22 protein-coding genes are annotated in these 22,223 nt (G+C 72.6%); 13 read left to right on the top strand and 9 right to left on the bottom strand.

Going from position 1 to position 22,223, the window contains the following annotated elements:
* Window position 1: 1 nt before the first annotated feature.
* Window positions 2-487 carry a MerR family transcriptional regulator gene (locus tag ACGFR7_RS36625; protein WP_393328164.1) on the bottom strand — a complete coding sequence of 162 codons (486 nt, stop codon included), beginning with the start codon at window positions 485-487 and terminating at the stop codon, window positions 2-4.
* A 185-nt stretch (window positions 488-672) separates the two neighbouring features.
* Between ACGFR7_RS36625 and ACGFR7_RS36620 the strand changes: the two genes are divergently transcribed.
* On the top strand, window positions 673-1,494 hold the full coding sequence (locus ACGFR7_RS36620) for a serine hydrolase domain-containing protein (RefSeq protein WP_393328163.1): 822 nt from the start codon (window positions 673-675) through the stop codon (window positions 1,492-1,494).
* 156 nt (window positions 1,495-1,650) lie between these two features.
* Here ACGFR7_RS36620 and ACGFR7_RS36615 read toward each other — a convergent pair whose 3' ends face one another.
* On the bottom strand, window positions 1,651-2,322 hold the full coding sequence (locus ACGFR7_RS36615) for a pirin family protein (protein ID WP_393328160.1): 672 nt from the start codon (window positions 2,320-2,322) through the stop codon (window positions 1,651-1,653).
* Window positions 2,323-2,379: 57 nt separating this feature from the next.
* Here ACGFR7_RS36615 and ACGFR7_RS36610 point away from each other — a divergent pair, with 57 nt between their 5' ends.
* The 5 genes from ACGFR7_RS36610 to fabF all read left to right on the top strand — a co-directional run bounded on the left by ACGFR7_RS36610 (window position 2,380) and on the right by fabF (window position 7,352).
* Window positions 2,380-3,564 carry a CdaR family transcriptional regulator gene (locus ACGFR7_RS36610; RefSeq protein ID WP_030081381.1) on the top strand — a complete coding sequence of 395 codons (1,185 nt, stop codon included), beginning with the start codon at window positions 2,380-2,382 and terminating at the stop codon, window positions 3,562-3,564.
* 89 nt (window positions 3,565-3,653) lie between these two features.
* On the top strand, window positions 3,654-4,595 hold the full coding sequence (locus tag ACGFR7_RS36605) for an ACP S-malonyltransferase (RefSeq protein WP_393328157.1): 942 nt from the start codon (window positions 3,654-3,656) through the stop codon (window positions 4,593-4,595).
* Between the two features lie 13 nt (window positions 4,596-4,608).
* The gene (locus ACGFR7_RS36600; RefSeq protein ID WP_393328154.1) at window positions 4,609-5,655 is read left to right on the top strand and encodes a ketoacyl-ACP synthase III; all 1,047 of its coding nucleotides are present in this window, start codon (window positions 4,609-4,611) and stop codon (window positions 5,653-5,655) included.
* A gap of 105 nt (window positions 5,656-5,760) precedes the next feature.
* On the top strand, window positions 5,761-6,009 hold the full coding sequence (locus ACGFR7_RS36595) for an acyl carrier protein (RefSeq protein ID WP_030991425.1): 249 nt from the start codon (window positions 5,761-5,763) through the stop codon (window positions 6,007-6,009).
* Between the two features lie 77 nt (window positions 6,010-6,086).
* Window positions 6,087-7,352 (top strand): beta-ketoacyl-ACP synthase II, encoded by a 1,266-nt coding sequence (fabF, locus tag ACGFR7_RS36590; RefSeq protein WP_350250727.1) that lies wholly within the window; start codon window positions 6,087-6,089, stop codon window positions 7,350-7,352.
* 72 nt (window positions 7,353-7,424) lie between these two features.
* Here fabF and ACGFR7_RS36585 read toward each other — a convergent pair whose 3' ends face one another.
* Window positions 7,425-8,315 carry an NAD(P)-dependent oxidoreductase gene (locus ACGFR7_RS36585; protein WP_393328151.1) on the bottom strand — a complete coding sequence of 297 codons (891 nt, stop codon included), beginning with the start codon at window positions 8,313-8,315 and terminating at the stop codon, window positions 7,425-7,427.
* A 134-nt stretch (window positions 8,316-8,449) separates the two neighbouring features.
* Window positions 8,450-8,944: a DUF3145 domain-containing protein gene (locus tag ACGFR7_RS36580; protein WP_088802014.1), complete on the bottom strand. Its 495-nt coding sequence runs from the start codon at window positions 8,942-8,944 to the stop codon at window positions 8,450-8,452.
* A gap of 322 nt (window positions 8,945-9,266) precedes the next feature.
* On the opposite strand from ACGFR7_RS36580, the gene ACGFR7_RS36575 reads away from it, so the two are divergent.
* The 3 genes from ACGFR7_RS36575 (at window position 9,267) to ACGFR7_RS36565 (ending at window position 12,229) form a co-directional block, all read left to right on the top strand.
* On the top strand, window positions 9,267-10,157 hold the full coding sequence (locus ACGFR7_RS36575; RefSeq protein WP_393328147.1) for an SGNH/GDSL hydrolase family protein: 891 nt from the start codon (window positions 9,267-9,269) through the stop codon (window positions 10,155-10,157).
* A gap of 184 nt (window positions 10,158-10,341) precedes the next feature.
* Entirely contained in the window at window positions 10,342-11,373 is a 1,032-nt protein-coding gene (locus ACGFR7_RS36570; RefSeq protein ID WP_393328144.1) for an aldose epimerase family protein, read from the top strand.
* Between the two features lie 205 nt (window positions 11,374-11,578).
* Window positions 11,579-12,229 carry a DUF4097 family beta strand repeat-containing protein gene (locus tag ACGFR7_RS36565; RefSeq protein WP_393328183.1) on the top strand — a complete coding sequence of 217 codons (651 nt, stop codon included), beginning with the start codon at window positions 11,579-11,581 and terminating at the stop codon, window positions 12,227-12,229.
* Window positions 12,230-12,282: 53 nt separating this feature from the next.
* On the opposite strand, the gene ACGFR7_RS36560 is transcribed toward ACGFR7_RS36565, so the two are convergent.
* Entirely contained in the window at window positions 12,283-14,841 is a 2,559-nt protein-coding gene (locus tag ACGFR7_RS36560; protein ID WP_393328142.1) for a beta-glucosidase, read from the bottom strand.
* A 141-nt stretch (window positions 14,842-14,982) separates the two neighbouring features.
* On the opposite strand from ACGFR7_RS36560, the gene ACGFR7_RS36555 reads away from it, so the two are divergent.
* The gene (locus ACGFR7_RS36555; protein WP_393328139.1) at window positions 14,983-15,657 is read left to right on the top strand and encodes a TetR/AcrR family transcriptional regulator; all 675 of its coding nucleotides are present in this window, start codon (window positions 14,983-14,985) and stop codon (window positions 15,655-15,657) included.
* Between the two features lie 19 nt (window positions 15,658-15,676).
* Here the strand turns inward: ACGFR7_RS36555 and ACGFR7_RS36550 are convergent, their stop codons facing one another.
* On the bottom strand, window positions 15,677-16,540 hold the full coding sequence (locus tag ACGFR7_RS36550) for a hypothetical protein (protein WP_393328136.1): 864 nt from the start codon (window positions 16,538-16,540) through the stop codon (window positions 15,677-15,679).
* 184 nt (window positions 16,541-16,724) lie between these two features.
* On the opposite strand from ACGFR7_RS36550, the gene ACGFR7_RS36545 reads away from it, so the two are divergent.
* A complete protein-coding gene (locus ACGFR7_RS36545) occupies window positions 16,725-18,068 on the top strand; it encodes a pyroglutamyl peptidase (protein ID WP_393328134.1) in 1,344 nt (447 codons plus the stop codon).
* 48 nt (window positions 18,069-18,116) lie between these two features.
* Here the strand turns inward: ACGFR7_RS36545 and ACGFR7_RS36540 are convergent, their stop codons facing one another.
* Window positions 18,117-19,034 carry a LysR substrate-binding domain-containing protein gene (locus tag ACGFR7_RS36540; protein ID WP_393328131.1) on the bottom strand — a complete coding sequence of 306 codons (918 nt, stop codon included), beginning with the start codon at window positions 19,032-19,034 and terminating at the stop codon, window positions 18,117-18,119.
* Window positions 19,035-19,134: 100 nt separating this feature from the next.
* Between ACGFR7_RS36540 and ACGFR7_RS36535 the strand changes: the two genes are divergently transcribed.
* Entirely contained in the window at window positions 19,135-20,211 is a 1,077-nt protein-coding gene (locus tag ACGFR7_RS36535; RefSeq protein ID WP_393328128.1) for a pyridoxal-phosphate dependent enzyme, read from the top strand.
* 154 nt (window positions 20,212-20,365) lie between these two features.
* Here ACGFR7_RS36535 and ACGFR7_RS36530 read toward each other — a convergent pair whose 3' ends face one another.
* Window positions 20,366-21,016 carry a TIGR03086 family metal-binding protein gene (locus tag ACGFR7_RS36530; RefSeq protein WP_393328125.1) on the bottom strand — a complete coding sequence of 217 codons (651 nt, stop codon included), beginning with the start codon at window positions 21,014-21,016 and terminating at the stop codon, window positions 20,366-20,368.
* A 52-nt stretch (window positions 21,017-21,068) separates the two neighbouring features.
* Here ACGFR7_RS36530 and ACGFR7_RS36525 point away from each other — a divergent pair, with 52 nt between their 5' ends.
* The gene (locus ACGFR7_RS36525) at window positions 21,069-21,572 is read left to right on the top strand and encodes a MarR family winged helix-turn-helix transcriptional regulator (protein ID WP_393328122.1); all 504 of its coding nucleotides are present in this window, start codon (window positions 21,069-21,071) and stop codon (window positions 21,570-21,572) included.
* 261 nt (window positions 21,573-21,833) lie between these two features.
* Here the strand turns inward: ACGFR7_RS36525 and ACGFR7_RS36520 are convergent.
* Window positions 21,834-22,223, bottom strand: a 390-nt coding sequence (locus ACGFR7_RS36520) for a sensor histidine kinase (RefSeq protein WP_393328120.1), incomplete at its 5' end; no start/stop codon positions are given.

The raw sequence follows: 22,223 nt of genomic DNA, 5'->3' as shown, positions 1-22,223 counted from the left end.
CTCAGAACCTCTCGGACGCCCGTCGGGCGTCGGCATAGATGTCGATCTTGTAGTCGAGTACGTCCAGCGTGCTCTGCAGCTCGGCTATCCGCTGCCGTACGTCCTCGCGATGCGCGGTCAGCAGCTCCTCGCGCTCGGCGAAGGTGCGCTCCCCGGCCCGCACCAGCTCGGCGTAGCGGACCATGTCCGCGACCGGCATGCCGGTCAGCCGCAGCCTGGCCACCAGGCTCAGCCAGTCCAGATCGCGATTGGTGAAGCGCCGCTGCCCGGTGTGGGTCCGGTCCACATGCGGCATCAGGCCGATGCGCTCGTACCAGCGCAGGGTGTGCGCGCTGAGTCCGGTGTGTTCCGCCACCTCGCTGATCGTGTACTGGTCCCGGCCCGCGGGTCGCGGATGCGTGAGCGTGGGGGCGCAGTCGCGCGGCCTCGCCGGCAGCCTCCCGGCCGCGGCCCCGCTCGTGACCGGTTCGCTCTGCGTTACCGTCATGCCCCGTCTCCCCTGTATCGCCGGATTTCTCCCGGCCTTTTCGCCGGATGCCTCTCGACGTCCTCAACGCTAGAGACTTCGAGTGCACTCCAGGCAAGTGCGGATCACGGGCAGACTTGACCGGGATTTGGGGACGTGCGGACCTCCCGGACAGGCCGGAGGGAACACCGCCTAGGCTCGTGGGCATGCAGAGCCTGCGGATGATCGAGAACTGGCCGGTGCCCACCGCCGCGGCCGCCGTCGTACGAGCCGATGGGTCGGTGGCCGGATCCTACGGCCCCCAGGAGCACCGCTTCCCGCTGGCGTCCGTCACCAAGCCGCTGGCCGCGTATGCCGCCCTGCTGGCCGTCGAGGAGGGCGCCATCGAGCTGGACGAACCGGCCGGACCCGAAGGGTCCACGGTCCGTCATCTCCTCGCCCACACCTCGGGGCTGGCCTTCGACGAGCAGCGCACGATGGCCGGGCCGGGCACCCGCAGGCTCTACTCCAACACCGGTTTCGAGGCGCTGGGCGACCACATCGCCAAGGCGACGGACATCCCCTTCCCGCAGTATCTGCACGAGGCGGTGCTCGCACCGCTCGGGATGACCGCGACGGAACTGCCCGGCTCCCCCGCCAAGGACGGCGTCTCCACCGTCGCCGACCTGGTCCGGTTCGCCGCCGAACTGCAGGCACCACGGCTGCTGGCACCCCAGACGCTCGCGGAGGCGACCCAGGTGGCCTTCCCCGGTCTGACGGGGGTGCTGCCGGGCTACGGCCACCAGAAGCCCAACGACTGGGGGCTGGGCTTCGAGATCCGCGACGGCAAGTCACCACACTGGACGGGCAGCGCGTCCTCGCCCCGCACCTTCGGACATTTCGGCCAGTCCGGGACGTTCCTGTGGGTGGATCCGGACGCGCGCGCGGCGTGTGTGGCGCTGGCCGACCGGGCCTTCGGGCCGTGGGCCATCGAGGCCTGGCCGCCGCTGACCGACGCGGTGCTGGCCGAACTGGCGCAGACCGCCTGACGGGGCGGTACGGGCGGTTACGCGGGCGGTACGGGGCGGACGCTCCGGGCCCGGACGGCGCGGCACAGCGGCGTGGTGGGCCGCGCCACCGGGCGGGCCGCACCACCGGGCCGGCCGGAAAGACCGCCGCCGGCTGGGGGCCCGCCGCCGCTGCTCTCACCCGTACGCCGTCTCCGCCCCCATCTCCCACACCAGGCACTCCGCCGCCGTCAGCCCCCGCAGCTCCAGGCCCGTCCCGTCGGTGATCCGCGCCGCGTCGCCGGCCTCCAGGCGCTCCGCACCGATCCGTACGGCGCCGCGCACCACCTGCACATACGCTCGATCCGCATCCGGGACGGCGGTGCGCTCGCCCTCGGCGAGGCGGCGCAGATGCAGCAGGGCCCCGGCCCGCGGGACGGCGTACGGGGTGCCGTCGGCGATACCGCGCACCACCTCGTACGACGGCTCGCCGCCGAATTCCCGCGGCGCCAGCCACATCTGGACGAAGCGCAGCGGCCGCGCGCCGTCGTTGCGCTCCACATGCCGTACGCCACCGGCCGAGCTGAGCCGCTGGAGATCACCGGGGCGTACGGTCGTCTCGTGGCCGGCCGAGTCGCGGTGGGTCAGCTCGCCCTCGACCACCCAGGTCACGATCTCCGTGTCGCGGTGCGGGTGCTCGTCGAATCCGGCGCCCGCCGCCAGCCGCTCCTCGTTGCAGGCGATCAGCGCGCCGAAGCGCAGATTGTCCGGGTCGAAACGGTGCCCGAAGGAGAACGCGTGCAGTGACTCGATCCCGGCCTCCGCATCCCCGCCGGGATACCGTTCATGGCCTCTGCGCACCTCAATCATGGGCCCACGGTAGCCCCGCCCCCGCACCCTCCCGCCCCGATAGTGCAGGCTTGTCCCGTGTCTGAACCCGCATCGCGCGACGCGCACCCGCACTCCGCCACCCTCCGGCGCCTGGAGAATTCCTCCGGCAAACTGGCGGCCGCGGCCATCGCCCGCATGGACGCCACCCTGCCGTGGTACCGCGCGATGCCCCCGGAGAACCGCTCCTGGATCGGCCTGGTGGCACAGGCCGGTATCGCCGCGTTCACCGAGTGGTTCCGGCATCCGGAGACCCCCCAGGCGATCAGCACCGACGTCTTCGGCACGGCGCCGCGCGAGCTGACCCGGGCGATCACCCTGCGGCAGACCGTGGAGATGGTGCGGACGACCATCGAGGTCATGGAGTCCGCGATCGACGAGGTCGCGGCCCCGGGCGACGAGTCCGTGCTGCGCGAGGCGCTGCTGGTCTACGCCCGCGAGATCGCCTTCGCCACCGCCCAGGTGTACGCCCAGGCCGCCGAGGCCCGCGGCGCGTGGGACGCCCGGCTGGAGTCGCTGGTGGTCAACGCGGTGCTGTCGGGCGAGGCGGACGAGGGCGCGGTCTCCCGCGCCGCGGCGCTGGGCTGGAACTCCCCCGAGCATGTGTGCGTGGTGCTGGGCACCGCCCCCGACGGGGACAGCGAGCTGACCGTGGAGGCGATCCGGCGGGCCGCCCGGCACGCCAAGCTCCAGGTGCTGACCGGTGTGCTGGGCTCCCGCCTGGTGGTGATCGCGGGCGGCTCGGACAATCCGCTGAAGGCCGCGAAGGCGCTGATCGGCCCGTATGCCGCCGGTGCCGTGGTGGCCGGCCCCGTGGTCTCCGATCTGCTGGCCGCGACCCGCTCGGCGCAGGCCGCGGCGGCCGGCCTGCGGGCGTGCGCCGCCTGGCCCGACGCGCCGCGCCCGGTGCTCGCCGATGACCTGCTGCCGGAGCGCGCGATGGCCTCGGACCCGGTTGCCCGCGAGCAGCTGGTGGAGGAGATCTACAGACCGCTGGAGGAGGCGGGGTCGGCACTCCTGGAGACGCTGAGCGTTTATCTGGAGCAGGCGAGCAGCCTGGAGGGCGCCGCCCGGATGCTGTTCGTGCACCCCAACACCGTGCGCTATCGGCTGCGACGTGTGACGGACGTCACCGGCTGGTCACCCTCCGATGTGCGCTCGGCGTTCACCCTCCGTATCGCCTTGATTCTGGGGCGTCTGGCTGACGGTGAGGCGCAACCCTAGACTTTTGTCGGACACCAACAATTACCCCGATGGTTCTTCGTCCTTGTCCCCACGGGCGGGCGGAACCACCCACAAGAGAGAGTGTGAGGGTGCTCGTACTCGTCGCTCCCGGCCAAGGCGCTCAGACGCCCGGCTTCCTGACTCCCTGGCTCGACCTCCCCGGTGTCGAGGACCGGCTCCGTGCCTGGTCGGACGCCATCGACCTGGACCTGGTCCACTACGGCACCAAGGCGGACGAGGAGGAGATCCGCGACACCTCGGTGGCGCAGCCGCTGCTGGTGGCCTCCGCCCTGGTCTCCGCCCGGCAGCTGTTCGCGACGGCCGACGACGTGGCCGCGCAGGTCGGCGCGGCGGCCGGCCACAGTGTCGGTGAGCTCGCCGCCGCCGCGCTGACCGGCGCGATCTCGGACGAGGCCGCGATGAAGCTGGTGCGCCGGCGCGGCCAGGCGATGGCCGAGGCCGCCGCCGTCACCGAGACCGGTATGGCCGCGCTGCTGGGCGGTGACGAGGCCGTCGTCATCCCGCATCTGGAGCAGATGGGCCTCACCCCCGCCAATGTGAACGGCGCCGGGCAGATCGTCGCCGCCGGCACCGCCGAGCAGATCGCCGCACTGGTCGGGAACAAGCCGGAGGGCACTCGCCGGGTCGTACCGCTGAAGGTGGCCGGCGCGTTCCATACTCACCACATGGCACCCGCTGTCTCGGCTCTGGAATCGGCGACCACCCAGCTGTCGGTCGCCGATCCGCACACGCGCTACGTCTCCAACAAGGACGGGCAGCTGGTCTCCGGCGGCCGGGAACTGGTGCAGCGGCTGGTGGGCCAGGTGGCGAACCCCGTGCGCTGGGACCGGTGCATGGAGACCTTCAAGGAGCTCGGGGTCACCGCGCTCATCGAGGCGGCTCCCGGTGGCACGCTCACCGGTCTGGCCAAGCGCGCGCTGCCCGGCGTGCGGACCCTCGCCCTCAAGACGCCCGACGACCTCGACGCGGCCCGCACGCTGATCGCCGAGCAATCCGCACCGGCCGAATAGGAGTCCGCAGCGCATGACCTCGAAGATCAAGCCCTCGAAGGGCGCCCCGTACGCGCGGATCATGGGTGTCGGCGGCTACCGCCCGACCCGTGTCGTGCCCAACGAGGAGATCCTCAAGCACATCGACTCGTCCGACGAATGGATCCGCTCGCGGTCCGGTATCGCGACCCGCCACTGGGCGGGTCCCGAGGAGACCGTCGCGACCATGTCGGTCGAGGCGTCGGGCAAGGCGATCGCCGACGCGGGCATCACGCCCGGGCAGATCGGCGCCGTGATCGTCTCCACCGTGTCGCACTTCAAGCAGACTCCGGCCATCGCGACCGAGATCGCGCACCGCATCGGTGCCGGCAAGCCGGCCGCGTTCGACATCTCCGCGGGCTGTGCGGGCTTCGGCTACGGCCTGACCCTGGCCAAGGGCCTGGTGACCGAGGGCTCGGCGGAGTACGTCCTGGTCCTCGGTGTCGAGCGGCTTTCGGACCTCACCGACCTGGAGGACCGCGCGACGGCCTTCCTCTTCGGTGACGGCGCCGGCGCGGTGATCGTCGGCCCGGCCGACGAGCCGGAGATCGGCCCGACCGTCTGGGGCTCGGAGGGCGACAAGTCCGAGACCATCAAGCAGACCCTCGGCTGGGACGTCTACCGTTCCACGCCCCTCCCCGGAGGGGACGCCCCCGAGGGCCGCCCGGCTCCGGAGGAGATCCGGTACCCCGCCATCACGCAGGAGGGCCAGTCGGTCTTCCGGTGGGCGGTGTTCGAGATGGCGAAGGTCGCCCAGCAGGCGCTGGACGCGGCCGGAGTCAGCCCGGACGACCTGGACGTCTTCATCCCGCACCAGGCCAACATGCGGATCATCGACTCGATGGTGAAGACTCTGAAGCTGCCGGAGAGTGTGACGGTCGCCCGCGATGTGGAGACCACCGGCAACACCTCGGCCGCTTCCATTCCGCTCGCCATGGAGCGGCTGTTGGCGACCGGGCAGGCCAAGAGCGGCGACACCGCGCTGGTCATCGGCTTCGGGGCGGGTCTCGTCTACGCCGCGACGGTCGTTACCCTCCCCTAGGCAAGATCTGCGCAGGGCCGTACGTCCCCGGACGTGTCGGCCGTCGCACGGATCCTCACCGCAAGTAACGCAGTTTCCCCATAAAATGACCGAAGGAGCGCCATCATGGCCGCCACTCAGGAAGAGATCGTCGCCGGTCTCGCCGAGATCGTGAACGAGATCGCCGGGATCCCCACCGAGGACGTCCAGGTGGACAAGTCCTTCACCGACGACCTGGACGTCGACTCGCTGTCCATGGTCGAGGTCGTCGTCGCCGCCGAAGAGCGCTTCGACGTGAAGATCCCGGACGACGACGTCAAGAACCTCAAGACGGTCGGCGACGCGACCGAGTACATCCTCAAGCACCAGAGCTGATCCAGCTCCCGCGCATGTCGCCACCCCGCGGTGGCGCCGTCGATTCAGACCCCTCTACCCGTGGAGTAAGAATTCCCGTGAACGCGACCAATCGCACCGTGGTCGTCACCGGTATCGGCGCAACCACACCGCTGGGTGGCGACAGCGCTTCGTCCTGGGAGGCCCTGCTCGCCGGACGTTCCGGTGTCAGCACCCTCGAACAGGACTGGGCCGCCGATCTGCCCGTCCGTATCGCCGGGCAGATCGCCGTCGAGCCGTCCGAGATCATTCCCCGTCCGCAGGCCCGCAAGCTGGACCGCTCGGCGCAGTTCGCGCTGGTCGCGGCCCAGGAGGCCTGGAAGGACGCGGGCTTCACCGCCAAGGCCGGCGAGGACACCGCGGTCAACCCCGACCGTCTGGGCGCCGTCATCGCCTCCGGCATCGGCGGTGTGACGACCCTGCTCGACCAGTACGACGTGCTCAAGGAGAAGGGCGTACGCCGCGTCTCCCCGCACACCGTCCCGATGCTGATGCCGAACTCGCCGTCCGCCAATGTCGGCATCGAGTTCAACGCCCGCGCCGGTGTGCACACGCCGGTCTCGGCGTGTGCGTCGGGCGCCGAGGCCATCGGCTACGCGATCGAGATGATCCGCTCGGGCCGCGCCGATGTCGTCGTCGCGGGTGGCACGGAGGCCGCCATCCACCCGCTGCCGATCGTGGCGTTCGGCAACATGATGGCGATGTCCAAGAACAACGACGACCCGCAGGGCGCCTCCCGCCCCTGGGACGTCGACCGCAACGGCTTCGTGCTCGGCGAGGGCGCGGGCGTGATCGTCCTGGAGTCCGAGGAGCACGCCAAGGCCCGCGGCGCCACGATCTACGCGGAGGCAGTCGGCCAGGGCATCTCGGCCGACGCCCACCACATCACGCAGCCCGAGCCGTCCGGCAACGGCATCGCGGCGGCGCTGCAGAACCTGCTCGACAACACCGGCCTGCAGCCCGCCGAGATCGTGCATGTGAACGCGCATGCCACCTCGACGCCGGCCGGTGACGTCGGCGAGCTTCGGGCACTGCGCAAGGCGTTTGGCGACGACGTCGACCACATGGCCATCACCAGCACGAAGTCGATGACCGGCCACCTCCTGGGTGGCGCGGGCGGCATCGAGACGGTGGCCACGGTCCTCGCGCTCAAGAACCGGATCGCCCCGCCGACGATCAACATCGACCAGCTCGACCCGGAGGCCGACGCGGACATCGTCCGCGGCGAGGCCCGCAAGCTGCCCGCCGAGGGCCGGATCGCGGCCCTGAACGACTCGTTCGGCTTCGGCGGCCACAACGTGGTGCTGGCCTTCCGTACGGTCTGACACGCAAGGCGAGGGCCCGCCCGGTGACTGTCACCGGGCGGGCCCTCGGCGTTCCTCCCGGAAGCGCGCCGCTCAGCCCCCGAAGCTCGCGAAGTACGCGGCCGCGCCGTCCTCTTCGCCGTGGCCCTGCGCCTCGGCCCGCCGGAAGCGCTCGGCGAAGGCCTCGGCCAGATCCATCCGTACGCCGGCGCCCAGCGCGGCCTCCGTGATGAGCCGGGCATCCTTGCGGGCCGCGGACACCGTGAAGCTCGGCGGGTAGTTCCCGGACAGGATCAGCTCGGATTTCAGCCGGAGATACGGCATGTCGAGCGCCCCGCCGGCGATCGCGTCGAGGAAGTCGCGCGGGTCCACGCCGAGCGCCTTGGCGAGCGCCAGGGACTCACCCGTACCGTTGATGACCGTCAGCACCCAGTTGTTGACGACGAGCTTGAGATGGCTGGCCGCCCCGCTCGCCCCGTCCTCGCCGACCCACAGGGTCCGGCTCCCGACGATGCCGAAGATGCGCTCGGCGCGCTCCCGGACGTCCTGCGGGCCGGCCGCCAGGATCGTCAACTCCCCCTTTTCCGCGGGCGCCTTGGTGCCCAGCACGGGGGCGTCCACGAACCGCAGGCGGTGCTCGTCGGCGAAGCGGGCGAGCGACGGGAGGGCTTCGGTGCCCACCGTGCTCGTCTGGAGCCACAGGGCCCCGGCCGGCAGCGCGTCCGCGGCCTGCCCGAGCGCGCCGTGGACCGCCTCCCCGTCGAGCAGCATCGTGAGCACCACATCGGCGCCCTCCACCGCCTCGGCGGGGGTGCCGGTGACGCGGGCCCCGTCGGCGGCCAGCGGCTCGGCCCTGGCGCGCGTACGGTTCCAGACCCGGACGTCCAGACCGGCCCTGGCGAGGTTGCGGGCCATCGCCGCACCCATGATTCCGGTGCCGAGCACCGCTACTGACGGGGCGTCGGAAGAGTTGTTGTCGGCCATGACGGCACGCTAGGCCTTGGAGCGCGCTCCAGGGCAACCGCTGCCGCGTGTCGGAACGGCTCCGCTGCCGCCAGGGCCTGTCGTCACCTTCCCGTTGTCACCCGAAGGGGCAGACGGGAAACTGACGACAGGCCCTAGACGACCTGGTGGAGCCAGCGGACCGGGGCGCCCTCGCCCGCGTACCGGAAGGGCTCCAGCTCGTCGTCCCAGGGCTTGCCGAGGAGCTTGTCGACCTCGGCGGCGAGTTCGGTCTCGCCGCGCGCCGAGCGGGCGACCGCGGCGCGCAGCCGGTCCTCGGGGATGAGGATGTCGCCGTGGATGCCCGTGACGGCGTGGAAGATGCCCAGGTCGGGGGTGGAGCTGTAGCGCTCGCCCTCGGCGGTGGAGCAGGGTTCCGCGGTCACTTCGAAGCGCAGCAGATGCCAGCCGCGCAGCGCGGAGGCCAGCTTGGAGGCCGTGCCGGCCTCGCCCTGCCACGAGAACTCGGCTCTCCAGGTGCCCGGGGACGCCGGCTGGCGGATCCAGTCGAGATTGACGCGCACACCGAGGACGCCCGCGACGGCCCATTCGACATGCGGGCACAGCGCGCGCGGAGCGGAGTGGACGTACAGAACTCCACGTGTCGTCACCGGGACCTCCAGTGCGGTTCGAGGTTCGCCTTCCCCAGCGGCCTCGTGCCCGTTCCGGTTGCGGCCGGGACAGTTGCCATTCTGCCCCAGTGACCACTTCGGCACCAGCATGCTGGTGACCTACAGTAAACACCATTAGGCGGAATTTGCCGCAAAAGGGACAGGAAATGACGTGATGTAATTTGTCTCTGCCGACTGCACCAGCCACTTTGGGTCACCGCCCGGCAGGCACGGGGCAAAGCTACCGCGCGGTGCCGGTCGAGGGGGTGACGTACCGTCGGTACCCGAAGAGATATCACTCGCACGCCGGAGGGGACAGGGGATGAAGCAGATCGATCGGCCTGTTCGCCCCCGGCGCAGCCGCTCCGGGCGCCGCTCCTCACGCACCGTCGCCGCCGCTTCCGCCCTGGTGATCGCCCTCAGCGCCTGTAGCGGCGGCGGGCACCCGGAGAAGCCGCACCCCAAGCCGACGCCCGTATGGCACACCGACCCCGGCTCGGTCGCGGCACTCGGGGACTCGATCACGGTCGGCTTCGACGCCTGCACGCTGCTCTCCGAATGCCCCCGGGTCTCCTGGGCCACCGGTACCGACCCCAAGGTCGGCAGCGTCGCCCGGCGGCTCGTCAAACACCCCGCCACAGACAGCTGGAACTTCGCCAGGACCGGTGCGCTGATGAGTGATCTGCCGGACCAGATCACCGCGGCCGTCCACCGCAGACCCGAGCTGGTCACGGTCCTGATCGGCGCCAATGACGCCTGCCGGCGCGATGTCGGGGCGATGACCCCGACGGCCGCCTTCCGCGCCGGCTTCGTGCGCTCCATGAAGCGGCTGCGGCGCGCCCTGCCGCACACCCAGGTGTATGTCGCGGCCGTCCCCGACCTGTTGCGGCTGTGGTCCGAAGGGCGCAAGAACCCGTTCGGCAAACAGGTGTGGAAGCTGGGCATCTGCGGGTCGATGCTGCGCGATCCGGACGACCTGTCGAAGGCGGCGCAGGACCGCCGGGCGACGGTGCGGGAACGGGTGGTGGCCTACAACTCGGCGCTGGCCGAGGTGTGCGGCAAGGATCCGCTGTGCCGCTTCGACAAGTCGGTCTTCGACTACCGCTTCACCGGGCGCCAGTTGAGCACCTGGGACTGGTTCCACCCGGGCGCCCGCGGCCAGAAGGAGCTGGCGGCACTGGCGTTCCGCGTGATCACCCGGGCGCAGCCGTAGGGGCCGTGCCCAACCGGCTCTCCGGACGTACAGCCCCCCGACACACAACCCGGACGTGTGACCCGGACGTGCGACGCGGACGTGCGACGCGGGCTGCGACGCTCCCGGCGAGCCTGGGTGTGCGGCAGTCGGCAGTGCGGTACCCGTACGGTGGCCGCCCGGCGGCGGGCATAGGCTCATACGTATGACGACGCAGGTCAGCAGGGAACCCTTCGGCACGCTGGACGACGGCACCCGTGTCGACCGCTGGACCCTGGAGTCGGGTCCGGGCGGGCTGCGGGTCCGCATCCTCACCTACGGCGGGATCATCCAGACGGTGGAGGCGCCGGACCGGGACGGGGCGAGGGGGCAGTTGGCACTGGGCTTCGCCGACCTCGCCTCGTATGCCGCGCACGGCGGGTCGTACTTCGGCGCGCTGGTCGGGCGGTACGCCAACCGGATCGCCGGGGCGTCGTTCGCGCTCGACGGCGAGGCCCACACGCTGACGCCGAACGACGGGCGGCACAGTCTGCACGGCGGGCCGGGGGGATTCTCCCGGGTGGTGTGGGAGGCCCGGGAGGCCGGCGGGGGTGTGCGGTTGCACCGGGTCAGCCCGGCAGGCGAGGAAGGCTTCCCCGGCGCCCTGGACGTCCGCGTGACGTACACCCTCTCGGCCGGCGCGCTGCGTATCGTCTCGCACGCGACGACCGACGCACCGACCGTCGTCAACCTCACGAACCACACCTACCTCAATCTGGGAGGCGACGGCAGCGGCAGCGCCACCGGCCACGAGCTGCGGCTGACGGCGTCCCGGTACACGCCCGTCGACGGCACCGGCATACCGGTGCCCGGGGCGCCCGCCGACGTCACCGGCACCCGCTTCGACTTCCGGGCGGCGCGGGCGGTGGCGGGCGCGTACGACCACAACTTCGTGCTGGACGGCGGTGTGTGCGCCGCACCGCGTACGGTGGCGGAGCTGTACGACCGGCGCTCGGGCCGCGTCCTGGAACTGGCCACCACCGAGCCCGGTCTGCAGCTCTACACCGCGGATCACCTCGACGGCACCCTGACCGGTACCTCAGGTGTCCCCTACGGACCGGCGGCCGGCCTGGCCCTGGAAACCCAGCACTTCCCGGACTCGCCGAACCGCCCGGACTTCCCCGGCACGGTGCTGCGGCCCGGCGAGACCTATCGGTCACAGACCGTTTACGCGTTCTCGGCGCGGCCCCGGGCCTGAAGAAGAGGCCCCAGGACTGCGGGAAACCCTTAAGGGCGGGGGCCGGAGGAGGTCATCCTGTGCGCCGACGCGGTGGGGCGGTGGAGCGGGAACGATGAGAAGCGACCGGAGCTCCGGTCCCTTCGTCCGCCACCTGCCCGGGAGACGTCTCACCATGGCCCGCCTTCGCGTTCCCCATCTCTTACTGTCCGGTGCGGCCTTGACCGTGCTGATGACCGGCTGCTCGCTGTCGAGTTTCGGCCCGACGAAGGAAGCGGAGCGGACGTACACGGTGCAGGGCAAGGTCACCGCGCTCTCGGCGACGACCCACGGCGGGAACATCGAGGTGGTCCCGATCGACGCCGGCGGGTCGGTCAAGGTGACGGAGAAGTACGAGTACACCAAGCAGAAGCCGTCCCCCGCGCACGGGGTCAAGGACGGCCGGCTGACGCTCAAGGCCGAGGAGTGCGGCATGGGGCGCAAGTGCGCGGTGAACTACCGGGTCCTGCTGCCGCGCAACGCCTCGGTCGACCTGCGGACCAGCGGCGGGGACATCACCGTCCGCGGCGCGTCGGGCGGCATCGCCGCCGAGACCAGCGGCGGCGATATCACCGTCACGGACTCCACGGCCCGCAGGGCGAAGGCGAAGACCAGCGGCGGAGACGTGGAACTCGCGCTGTCCGCGGCACCCGACGAGGTGTCGGGCCGGACCAGCGGGGGCAGCGTCACCATCCGTCTGCCGAAGGGCTCCTCCTTTGCCGTGGACGCCTCGACGAACGGCGGCACCCGCAAGGTCTCCGTCCCGACGGATGAGGGCTCCCCGCGCAAGGTGACGGCACGGACGAGCGGCGGTGATGTGTCCGTGGTGACCTCATGAGGGGCCGCCGCAGGGGGCGTTCCCGGGCAGGAGCGCCCCCGCCCCCGGCCGGGTCAGCCGACGGTGACCTCCGCCGTCAGCCTGCGGTCGGCGACGCTGTGCGCCGCCTCGACGCGGTAGACGCCCTTGACCCGGCACCAGCCGCCGTCCGCCGCTTGCCCGCCGTTCGCCGTGTCCCCGCCGTCGCCCGCTGCCCAGACCGCGAACGCCCGGTCCGGCAGCGGGATCTCGGCCTCCGCGCTCTCACCGGGACCGGCCTCGACGACCGCGAAGCCGGCCAGCCAGCGGGCCGGGCGCTCCGGAGCGTCAGGGGCGGCGTCCGCAGTGGGCGCCAGATAGATCTGGACGACCTCGCGGCCGGGCCGGTCGCCCGCGTTGCGGATCCGCACCCGCACCGAATCAGGGGTCGTGTCCAGCGACTCGTACTCCCAGTCGGTGTAGCCGAGTCCGTGGCCGAAGGGGTAGGCGGGCGCGGGAGCGGAGCGCTGCCAGCCGCGATAGCCGATGTACACCCCTTCGGAGTAGGCGAGTTGCCCATCGGCCGGGGTCACGGTGGTGACAGGGGCGTCGGCGAGCCGGGCCGGCCAGGTGGTGGGGAGCCGGCCACCCGGCTCATGGGCCCCGAGCAGGACGTCGGCCAGCGCCGCACCGGCCTCCTGGCCGGGGAACCAGCTCAGCAGCACGGCGGGGACCTCGGCACGCCACGGAAGCTCCACCGGGGAACCGGAGTTGACGACCACGACCGTGTGCGGGTTGGCGGCGGCGACCCGGGTGACCAGCTCGTCCTGACGGCCGGGCAGCCGCAGATCGCTGCGGTCGAAGCCCTCGGACTCGGTCTCATCGGTGGTGGCGACGACCACGATCGCGACGTCGGCGCCGGCCGCGGCGCGGACCGCCTCCTCGATCTCCGCATCGGCGTCGGGCCGCGGTTCGGCGTGGCCGAGGGCGAACGCCGGCGAGGCGGGACCTTCGCCCGGCTGCGGGCCGCCCGCCGCGCACCGCAGGGTGACCTCGACGCTCTCGCCCGCCGTGAGTTCCGCCGTCATGCGCCGCTGGGCGGGGCGCAGGTACGCCTCGAAGGGGTCGTTGCCCTCGGGCGCGAGGCGGCCGTCGAAGAGGACCGCCCCGCCGACGGTCAGCCGCAGCTCGCCGGTGCCGGAGACCGCGAGGGTGTGGCTGCCGGTGAGCCGCGGGAGGTAGCTCCCGGTCAGCTCGACGGCGCCCAGGTTCTGCCGGGTGACGCCCTCGGGCAGGCGGCCGGTCAGCTGCACCTTGCCGTCGGCCTGCGGTGTCTGTGCCAGTACCCGGCCGTCGGCGGCCAGATAGCGGGCGCGCAGTGTGAAGCCATCGCGGGCGTGCGGGACCCGGGTGCGCGGCTCGGCGCCGACGGCGAAGGTGACCTCGACGTCGTCGGGGAGCGCGGCGCGCAGCCCCTCCAGCGGGGAGACGACCGCGTCGGGGAAGACGGTCGCGGAGCCGCCGCCGAGCACCCGGGCCTCGCGGGCGGCCGCCCCGATGACGGCGACCCCGCGAAGGGCCGTGGCGTCCAGCGGCAGGGCCCGCCGTGCCCCGCTCACCGGCTCGTTGCGCAGCAGGACACACCCCCGCCGGGCGATCTCGCGGGCCACCTCCCGGCCGTCGATGCCCTGCGGGACACCGGCCGGGTCGACCGCGGCCGGCACCCCGTCCAGGCAGCCGGTGCGGGCGGCGAGCAGCAGCACCCTGCGCACCGCGTCGTCCACCTCCGGCTCGGCCACCTCACCCGCACGGACGGCCTCGGCGAGCGGCGCGCCGTAGACCGTACGGGGCCCCGGCATCGCCACGTCCAGGCCGCCGCGCAGGGCGCGCACGGTGTCGCGGGCGGCCGTCCAGTCGGAGACGTTGACGCCGTCGAAGCCCCATTCCCCGCGCAGCACGTCCTGCACCAGCGCACGGTGTTCGGTCATCGTCGCGCCGTTGACCTGGTTGTAGGCGGTCATGACGCCCCAGGGGCAGGCGTGTTCGACGATGTGCTCGAAGGGCGCGAGATAGAGCTCGCGCAGCGGGCGCGGGGCGATGCGGTTGTCGACCGTGAGCCGGTCGGTCTCGGCGTCGTTGCCGACGAAGTGCTTGACCGTCGTACCGATGCCGCCTTCCTGCACACCGCGCACATACCCGGCGCCGATCGCGCCGGTGAGCAGCGGGTCCTCCGCATAACACTCGAAGTGGCGGCCGCCCAGCGGTGAGCGGTGGAGGTTGGCGGTCGGCGCGAGCAGGACGTGCACGCCCTTGCGCCGGGCTTCCTGGGCGAGCAGGTGGCCGGCCCGGCGGGCGAGCGCGGGGTCCCAGGTGGCGGCCAGCGCCGTGGGGCTGGGCAGCGTGACCGAGGGGTCCTCGGCGTTCCACTCCCGGCCCCGCACACCGACCGGGCCGTCCGACATCACCAGCGACCGCAGCCCGATCGCCGGAACGGCCGGCAGGGTCCACATGTCCTGGCCGGACAGCAGCCGGACCTTGGTGTCGAGGTCGAGCGCGGCGAGCGCCCGCTCCACCACTGCGGTGTAGTCATGCGCGTCGCCCCGGGCACGGTGGTGGGCGTCGGTGGGGTGGTGGGGCTGGGTGTCGTCGGTCATACGGCTCTCCGGTGCTCCCTGAATGGACGTGCGGCCCCCCTTGCCGCGATTCTTGCCGTCCCACCTCCTGACCGGTAGGCGTCGTTACTTTTCCGATACACCAGTCGTACGGGATCTCCACGCGGGAGTTACGCTCGGCCGGTGACTGCACCAGACCAGGACAGATCCCACGGTGCCGGGACGGGCGCCCGGCGGGGCGGAGGCGGGCGGGAGGCCCGGCGCGCGGAGCGGCGCGAGGCCATCCTGCAGGCCGCCGTGGAGCTCATCGCCGAGCGCGGCTACCGCCGTACCTCGCTCGCCGCCGTCGCCGAGCGCGCCGGACTGACCCAGCAGGGGCTGCTGCACCACTTCCCGACGAAAGAGCTGCTGCTGGTCGGCGTGCTGGAGGCGCGCGACCGCTGGGACCTGGCCTCGGCCGCCGCGGCGTCCGGCACCTTGCGCACCGACGCCCTCGCCCAGCTCGTCGACTACAACGCCACCCGCTCCGGCATCGTCCAGACCTACACGGTGCTGTCCGCCGACAGCGTCACCGAGGACCACCCCGCCCGCGCCTTCTTCGAATCCCGCTTCCGCGCCGTGCGGGCCTCGATGGCCGAGGTGCTGCGGGCGGAGTACGGCGACACGCTGCCCGGCGGCCTGTCCGCCGAGCGGGCGGCGCCGCTGCTGGCCGCCGTGATGGACGGCCTGCAACTGCAGTGGCTGCTGGACCCGGAGGAAGTGGACATGCCGGCGGCGTTCCGGGACTTCCTGGCGCTGCTCGGGCAGACAGGGGGGCAGGGCGGCGCCGGATCCGGCGAGGAGCCGGGCGTGGGGTGACCCTCCCCTCCCGGCGCCGCTACCGGGCGGGGGAGAGGCAGGAAATCGTCGCCTTGTCCGGGCTGTACTCGGGATCGGCGAGCAAGTCACCGCCGGCGCAGTGGGCCTTCGAGGTGTCCAGCCTGCGGGTCACCTTGTACTGCGCGTCGGCCGAACCGCAGTCCACGACCTCCAGGTCCTCGTCCTTCCAGTCACCTTCGTTGCGTACGCAGTCACCGACGGCGAGGGTGGGCGCCTTCCCGATGCCGGCCCCGTCAACGAACAGGCCGAGTACGAGCAGGGCCGGGATCGCCACCGCCACGAGGGTCATCGGCACCAGGAACAGCATCGCCTCCGGGCGGCGCAGCAGCGACTTGCCCGGGTCGAGCGAGGGCCGGAAACCGCCTGCGGGAGCGGCCAGTTTGCGGAACCGGCCCCGGGGGCCGAGGTTCATCAGCAGGGTGAGCGGGGTGATGGCCACGGACAGCGGGCTCCACCAGCCCTGCCACAGCGTCTTCGCGGACATCTCACGGTAGGTGGCCAGCCCGCAGGAGCGGCAGAACATCCCCTTGCGGCTGAGGAACCGCATCAGGAAGAGGATGCCCTGATGCCCGCGCACGGTGGCCTGCGCGGCGGGCTGCGCACCGCAGAACTGGCAGCCCGGGGCAGCGGCGTACGGCTGCGGGTGCTGGTGCTGGTGCTGGTGCTGGTGCTGGTGCTGGTGCTGGTGAGCGTATGGGTGCGGGTGCTGCTGAGCGTACGGGTGCGGAGCCTGTGCCGGGTACCCCGGCTGCTGCGGGGCGTACGGCTGCGGGGCATACGGCCCGGCGGGCTGCTGCGGGTAGGGCTCCGCGGGCGGCGGAGCGTACGGGTACGGGCCGTGTGGTGGTGGCGGGGTGGCCACAGAGATCCCCCTGAGTCTCGTGCCTGTCGCCGGACGCGGTGGTGGGCCGGACCGGACCGAATCAGAAACCCTATCCGCGGTCGATCGGCGGGCGGAGGCAGGGGCGGGGACAGCGGGCAGGGCGCCCCGGGACAGCGGCCGCTCCCTCTACCGCCCCGCGGCGCACACCGCTTTACTCGCCCCCATGAGACGCATACGTACCAGGATGGGCGCGCTCGTTGTCGCGCTGCTGGCCGCCGCCCCGCTGTCCCTGACGGCGCCGGCCACCGCGGCCGCCCCGGCGGATGTCACGGTGGAGGAGGGGCGGCTGACGCAAGCCGCGCCGCAGGAGATCCTTCGGCGCAGCGGATTCGACGCGGTGGAGCGGGAGTTCGGGCAGGGGCTGGCACGGGTGACCACCTACGCCGGAGCCCGGCGCTATGCCGCCGACGAGGGGCGGGCGCTGTGGCGGCGGGCCGTCGACCGGGCGCAGGGGCGCGGGCCCGACGGCGGGGATCTGAGCCGGGACGACGACCGGCCGCTGTACTGGGCGCGACTGGGAATGACCAGGCAACTACGGCAATGGCAGCCGCCCTTCGCCCTGACCGAGTCCGGGCGCGCCGCCCTCCTCGGGTCACTGGAGCGGGGCTCGCGCGGACAGGACTCGATCGAACTGCCCGCCGGAAAGCACATCTTGCGGATCCTGGTGACCGGATTCGACCCGTTCCAGCTGGACGCCGACGCACGGCGCAGCAATCCGTCAGGGGCGGCGGCGCTCGCCCTGGACGGGACGACGGTACGCACCGCCTCCGGGCGGCCGGCCCGGATCGAGACCGCGGTCTTCCCCGTACGGTGGGCCGATTTCGCGGAGGGCACGGTGGAGCGCACGCTGCTCCCGCACTTCCGGAGCGGGGCGCGGCAGGCCGATCTGTTCACGACGATCAGCCAGGGGCGGCCCGGACGGTTCGACGTCGAGCGGACCAACGGGGCCTGGCGGGGCGGCTATCCGGACAACGTGCGGGAATCCCGTACGGAGACCGTGCCGATTCCGGCAGGGGTGCCGACCGTGCGGCCGCAGCCGCAGTGGACGACCACCAGCCTTCCGTACGCACGCATCGTGGCGGCCGGGACCGGGCCCTTCCCCGTGGTCGACCACACCGAGGTCACGGAGATCCCGGCGGGCGGCACCGGGCCCGTCGACCGGCCGGACGGCCCGACTCCCGGGTCCACGGCCCGTGCCGGGGGCGGCGGGGACTACCTGTCCAACGAGATCGCCTACCGGGCGACCCTGCTGAGGGACGCGGTGCGCCCGGCGCTCCCGGGCGGGCATCTGCACACCCCGGTGCTGGAGTTCGGCCCCGGCAACACCGACCCGGCGCACGGCCAGGTCACCGACCCGGACTTCGTCCGCCACCGGGTCGCGATCACCGAGCAGGTACGGGCGATCCTGACGGTGGCGGCCTCGGAAACGGCGGCGGCCCCGGGCACGGTCGCGGCCCCGGACACGGTCGCGGCCTCTGACACGGCGGCGCGGGGCGCGCGGAGGTAGCACTCCGGTCACCGGTTCCGGGGCCGGCGGACCGGGCCTGCCGGTTGCTCAGGGCAGGCAGCGGGCACGTTCGACGGCGCGTCGCAGCGCCGCTCGGCAGGCCCGGGCCGCCGGGTGGCCTTCGCTGCCGTGCCGTACGGCCGTGAAGAGCCGCCGGGTACGGCCGCCGTCCGGCAGCGGCAGCAGCGGCACGCTCGGTGCGCTCCCGCCCCACAGCAGGTCGGGCAGGAGGGCCGCCGCGTGCCCCTGCTCCACCAGCCGTAGCTGCACCAGCAGATCGGGCGACTCGAACCGCACGTCGGGCTCGAAACCGGCCTGGCGGCACACGGCTGTCGCCCACCGCCGGGACGCGGTACCCGCGGGCTCCATGACCCACGGCCGGCCGGAGAACGCGCGCAGCGCCGCCGCCGGCTCATCCGTCCGGGAGGCACTGTCCGGCGGCAGGGCGAGCCGCATCTCGTCGGCGCACAGCTCCACCGAGTCCACCTCGGCGGGGCGGGCGACCGCGTGCCCCGGGTACTCCTCCGCCACGACCAGGTCCACATCCCGCGCGAGCAGGGCGGGCAGCGCCGCCTCCGGCTCCGCCTGGATGACGTGGACGCGCAGCCCCGGGTGTTCCTCGCGCAGCAGGGTGAGCGCCGGCGGGACGAGCGCCAGCACGGCCGTCTGGAAGGCGGCGACCCGCAGCGTGCCGGTGACGGCGGCCAGCGAGGCGGCGATATCGGCCTCGGCCCGCTCCAGGCGCTCCAGCAGAACTTCCGTGTGCGCGACAAGAATCTCCGCCTGCTCGGTCAGCCGTACCCGCCGCCCCACCGGCTCCAGCAGGACCACGCCCACCTCGGCCTCCAGCACCGAGAGCTGCTGCGAGACCGAGGAAGGGCTGTACGAGAGGGCCGCCGCGACGGCGGCGAGGGTGCCGCGGTGCTTGAGCTCGCGCAGCAGTCGCAGCCGGTGAAGATCGAGCATGTCCGGGTGTAACGCCCTTCCATCGTTCGGTATTTCCGATGATTATCGCTCGAAAAGATGTGCTGGACCGTTGGGACGGCGCTACGGCAGCGTGCTCCCCATGTCCACTTCTCGCTGGTACGCACAGCCGTCCGCCCGTTCCTGGACCTGTTCGCCCGCCCCGCGTGAGGCGATCGGATTCCACGCCACCCTGCCCGGTTACGCGCCGACGCCGCTGCGCGAAATACCCATACTGGCCGCTGAGTTGGGAGTGCACCGGGTCTTCGTCAAGGACGAGTCCGCCCGGTTCGGCCTGCCCGCGTTCAAGATCCTGGGAGCATCCTGGGCGGTCCACCGGGCACTGGCCGAAACGTCCGGCGAACGGCTCGTCACCGCCACCGACGGCAACCACGGTCGCGCCGTGGCCCGTACCGCCCGGCTGCTCGGCCTGACCGCCGAGGTCTTCGTACCCACCGCGGTGCACCCGGCGGCGGCCGCCGCCATCGCGCACGAGGGCGCTCGGGTGACACGGGTCGACGGGTCGTACGACGACGCCGTACACCGGGCTGCCGAGGCCGCCGCGCGCACACCCGGCGCGGTCCTCGTCCAGGACACCGCCCTGCCCGGCTACACCCGGATACCGGGGTGGATCATCGAGGGCTACGCCACGCTGTTCGACGAGACCGATGAGCAACTGCGCGCGCTGGGCGCCGGACCCGCCGGGCTGGTGGCCGTCCCCGTCGGCGTCGGCTCACTGGCGCAGGCCGCCGTCAGCCACTACCGCGCCCCGCGGGACGCCCCGCCGCCGTCGTTGCTGAGCGTCGAACCGGACACCGCCGCGGCTGTCCTGACGTCCCTCACCGCCGGCCGCCCGACCGCTGTTACCACCGGCGCCACCATCATGGCCGGGCTCAACTGCGGCACGCCCTCCAGCGCCGCCTGGCCCCTGCTGCGCGACGGCCTCGACGCCGCCGTCGCCGTCACCGACACCGAATGCGCCCGCGCGGCCCGTGACCTGGCAGCGCTCGGACTCTCCTCCGGCCCCTGCGGCGCCGCCTCGCTGGCCGGCGCCCGGGCCGCCCTGACCTCCGCCGCGGAACGCCGCGCGGCACTGGCGGAGCACAGCACCCGCACGGTCGTACTGCTCAACACCGAGGGCGCCGACGCCAATCCTCAGGTGTTGAGCGCTGGGCGTTGAGTGCCGGGCGTTGAGTGCCGGGTGCCGGAGTGCCGGGTGCCGGAGTGCCGGGTGCCGGAGTGCCGGGTGCCGGAGTGCCGGGTGCCGGAGTGCCGGGTGCCGGAGTGCCGGGTGCCTGGCTGCTGGACGGTCCGCCGCTGGTCCGGCGTGCTGATCACCGAAGGGGGGCGCGCCAGTCCGGCGAACGGCCGAGAGCCGCCAGGATGCTCTCCAGCGGGCCCGTGCCGTGGCCGGCGGACAGCCCCGGCCGAAAGGCACTGCCCGGGTCCAGCCTGGAGTCGTCGTCCGGGACGGCGCGGGCGATCGGCTCTGCGGCCGCCAGGAGTTCGGCGGTGGGTACGTACGTGAGGCCCAGGGTGCGGGCGACATCCCAGCTGTGCACCACGTAGTCGATGAGGTGGAAGCCGATCGCGCGGACGGCGGGAAACGTCCGGGCGCCGCTGAATTCCGGGAGGGTGAACGCACGGTCGGGGCGTTCCACGGTCGCGAAGGCGGCGAGGACGTGTCCGGCCGCGGTGCGGTACTGCGCGACGGGGTCCTCGCCGAGCGGTCCGACCGACCAGTGCGACAGGTCCTGTCCGTGCCCGAGCGCTGCCGCCGCGAACCCGTTGTGCTGGGCCGTCATATGGGCGAGCAGATCGGCCAGCGTCCATGCCGAGCACGGGGTCGGCCTGCGGAGGTCGGCGGGGGTCGTCCGGCTCATCAGGGCCACGCTGTCCCGGACCGCCCGGGCATTGAGGCGCCGGAGCCGTGCGAAGTCCGCGTGCGGTGCGGGCGCATCCCCACCGGTTGAATTCGTATGCATACGCTTACGGTCCGCGCGAGCACATAATTTGTCAACGGGTATTTTCTTGGCCATGGCCGAGAACGCAGCCGAGAACGCAGCCGACAGCCGCACCCCATCCGGGAGGCGGCCGACCCGTCCCGATCTCGCGGCGATGATCGTGCCGCTGGGGCGTGCGCTCATGGCCGCCGAGCAGCCGGTCCTCGATGCGCACGGTCTGACGATGTGGGCGTACTCGGTCCTGCTGCACCTCGACGAAACACCGATCCGTACCCAAGCGGCGCTGGCCGAGGCCATCCGGGCGGACAAGACCCGCATCATCGCCGTCCTCGACGACCTGGAGTCCCGGGAGCTGATCCGCCGTCAGCCCGATCCCGCGGACCGGCGGGTGCGCCTGCTGTCGCTCACCCCCGAGGGCCGGCGGCTGCGGGACACGGTGCAGTCCTCGATCCAGCAAGGCGAGGAGCGACTGCTCGCCCAGCTGCCGGCCGCCGACCGCGCCGGCTTCCTCAAGGGACTGCAGGCGTTGTCGGCGCTGCCGGAACTACGGCGCGGACGAAGCTCGTCGGCTTCCTGACTTCCCGGCTTCCCGGCTTCCTGCCGGGCTGCTCAACTACGCGACCGAGTGGTGACACCGGCCTTACGGTGACCGCTACCGGGCACTGGCGACCGGCGCGGACCACGCACCGTACGGACCGCGGGAGCGGACGCGCGGTAGCGGACGAGCGGTAGCGGCCGCCCGCATCACGTCCCGGCCCGACCTCGCCCCTTCCCGCCCCGACCCCATCGTCCCAGCCCCGTCCGGCTCCCGTCCCGTCGCCCCGGTCCCGTCCCGCGTCTACAGCGGCAGCACCACACGCATCGTCAGGCCGCCGTTCTCGCGGGGCTGGGCCGTGATGGTGCCGTCGTGCGCGCGCACCACCGAGCGCACGATGGACAGCCCCAGCCCGACCCCCTTGTCGCTGCCGGTGCGCTCGGTACGCAACCGCCGGAACGGCTCGAAAAGGTTCTCCACCTCATAGGCAGGCACCACCGGACCGGTATTCGACACCACCAGCACCGCACACCCCGGCTGCGACTCGGTGGTCACCTCCACCCAGCCCTCCTCCGGCACGTTGTAGCGCACCGCGTTCTGCACCAGATTCAACGCGATCCGCTCCAGAAGCACCCCATTGCCCTGCACGAACACCTGCCCGCGCACCCCCCGCAGCTCCACCCCCTTGCCCTG

Source organism: Streptomyces sp. NPDC048516, assembly GCF_043199875.1.
Classification (GTDB): domain Bacteria; phylum Actinomycetota; class Actinomycetes; order Streptomycetales; family Streptomycetaceae; genus Streptomyces.
Note: the sequence above shows the minus strand (reverse complement) of the source record. Positions and strands in the feature narration are given on the sequence as shown.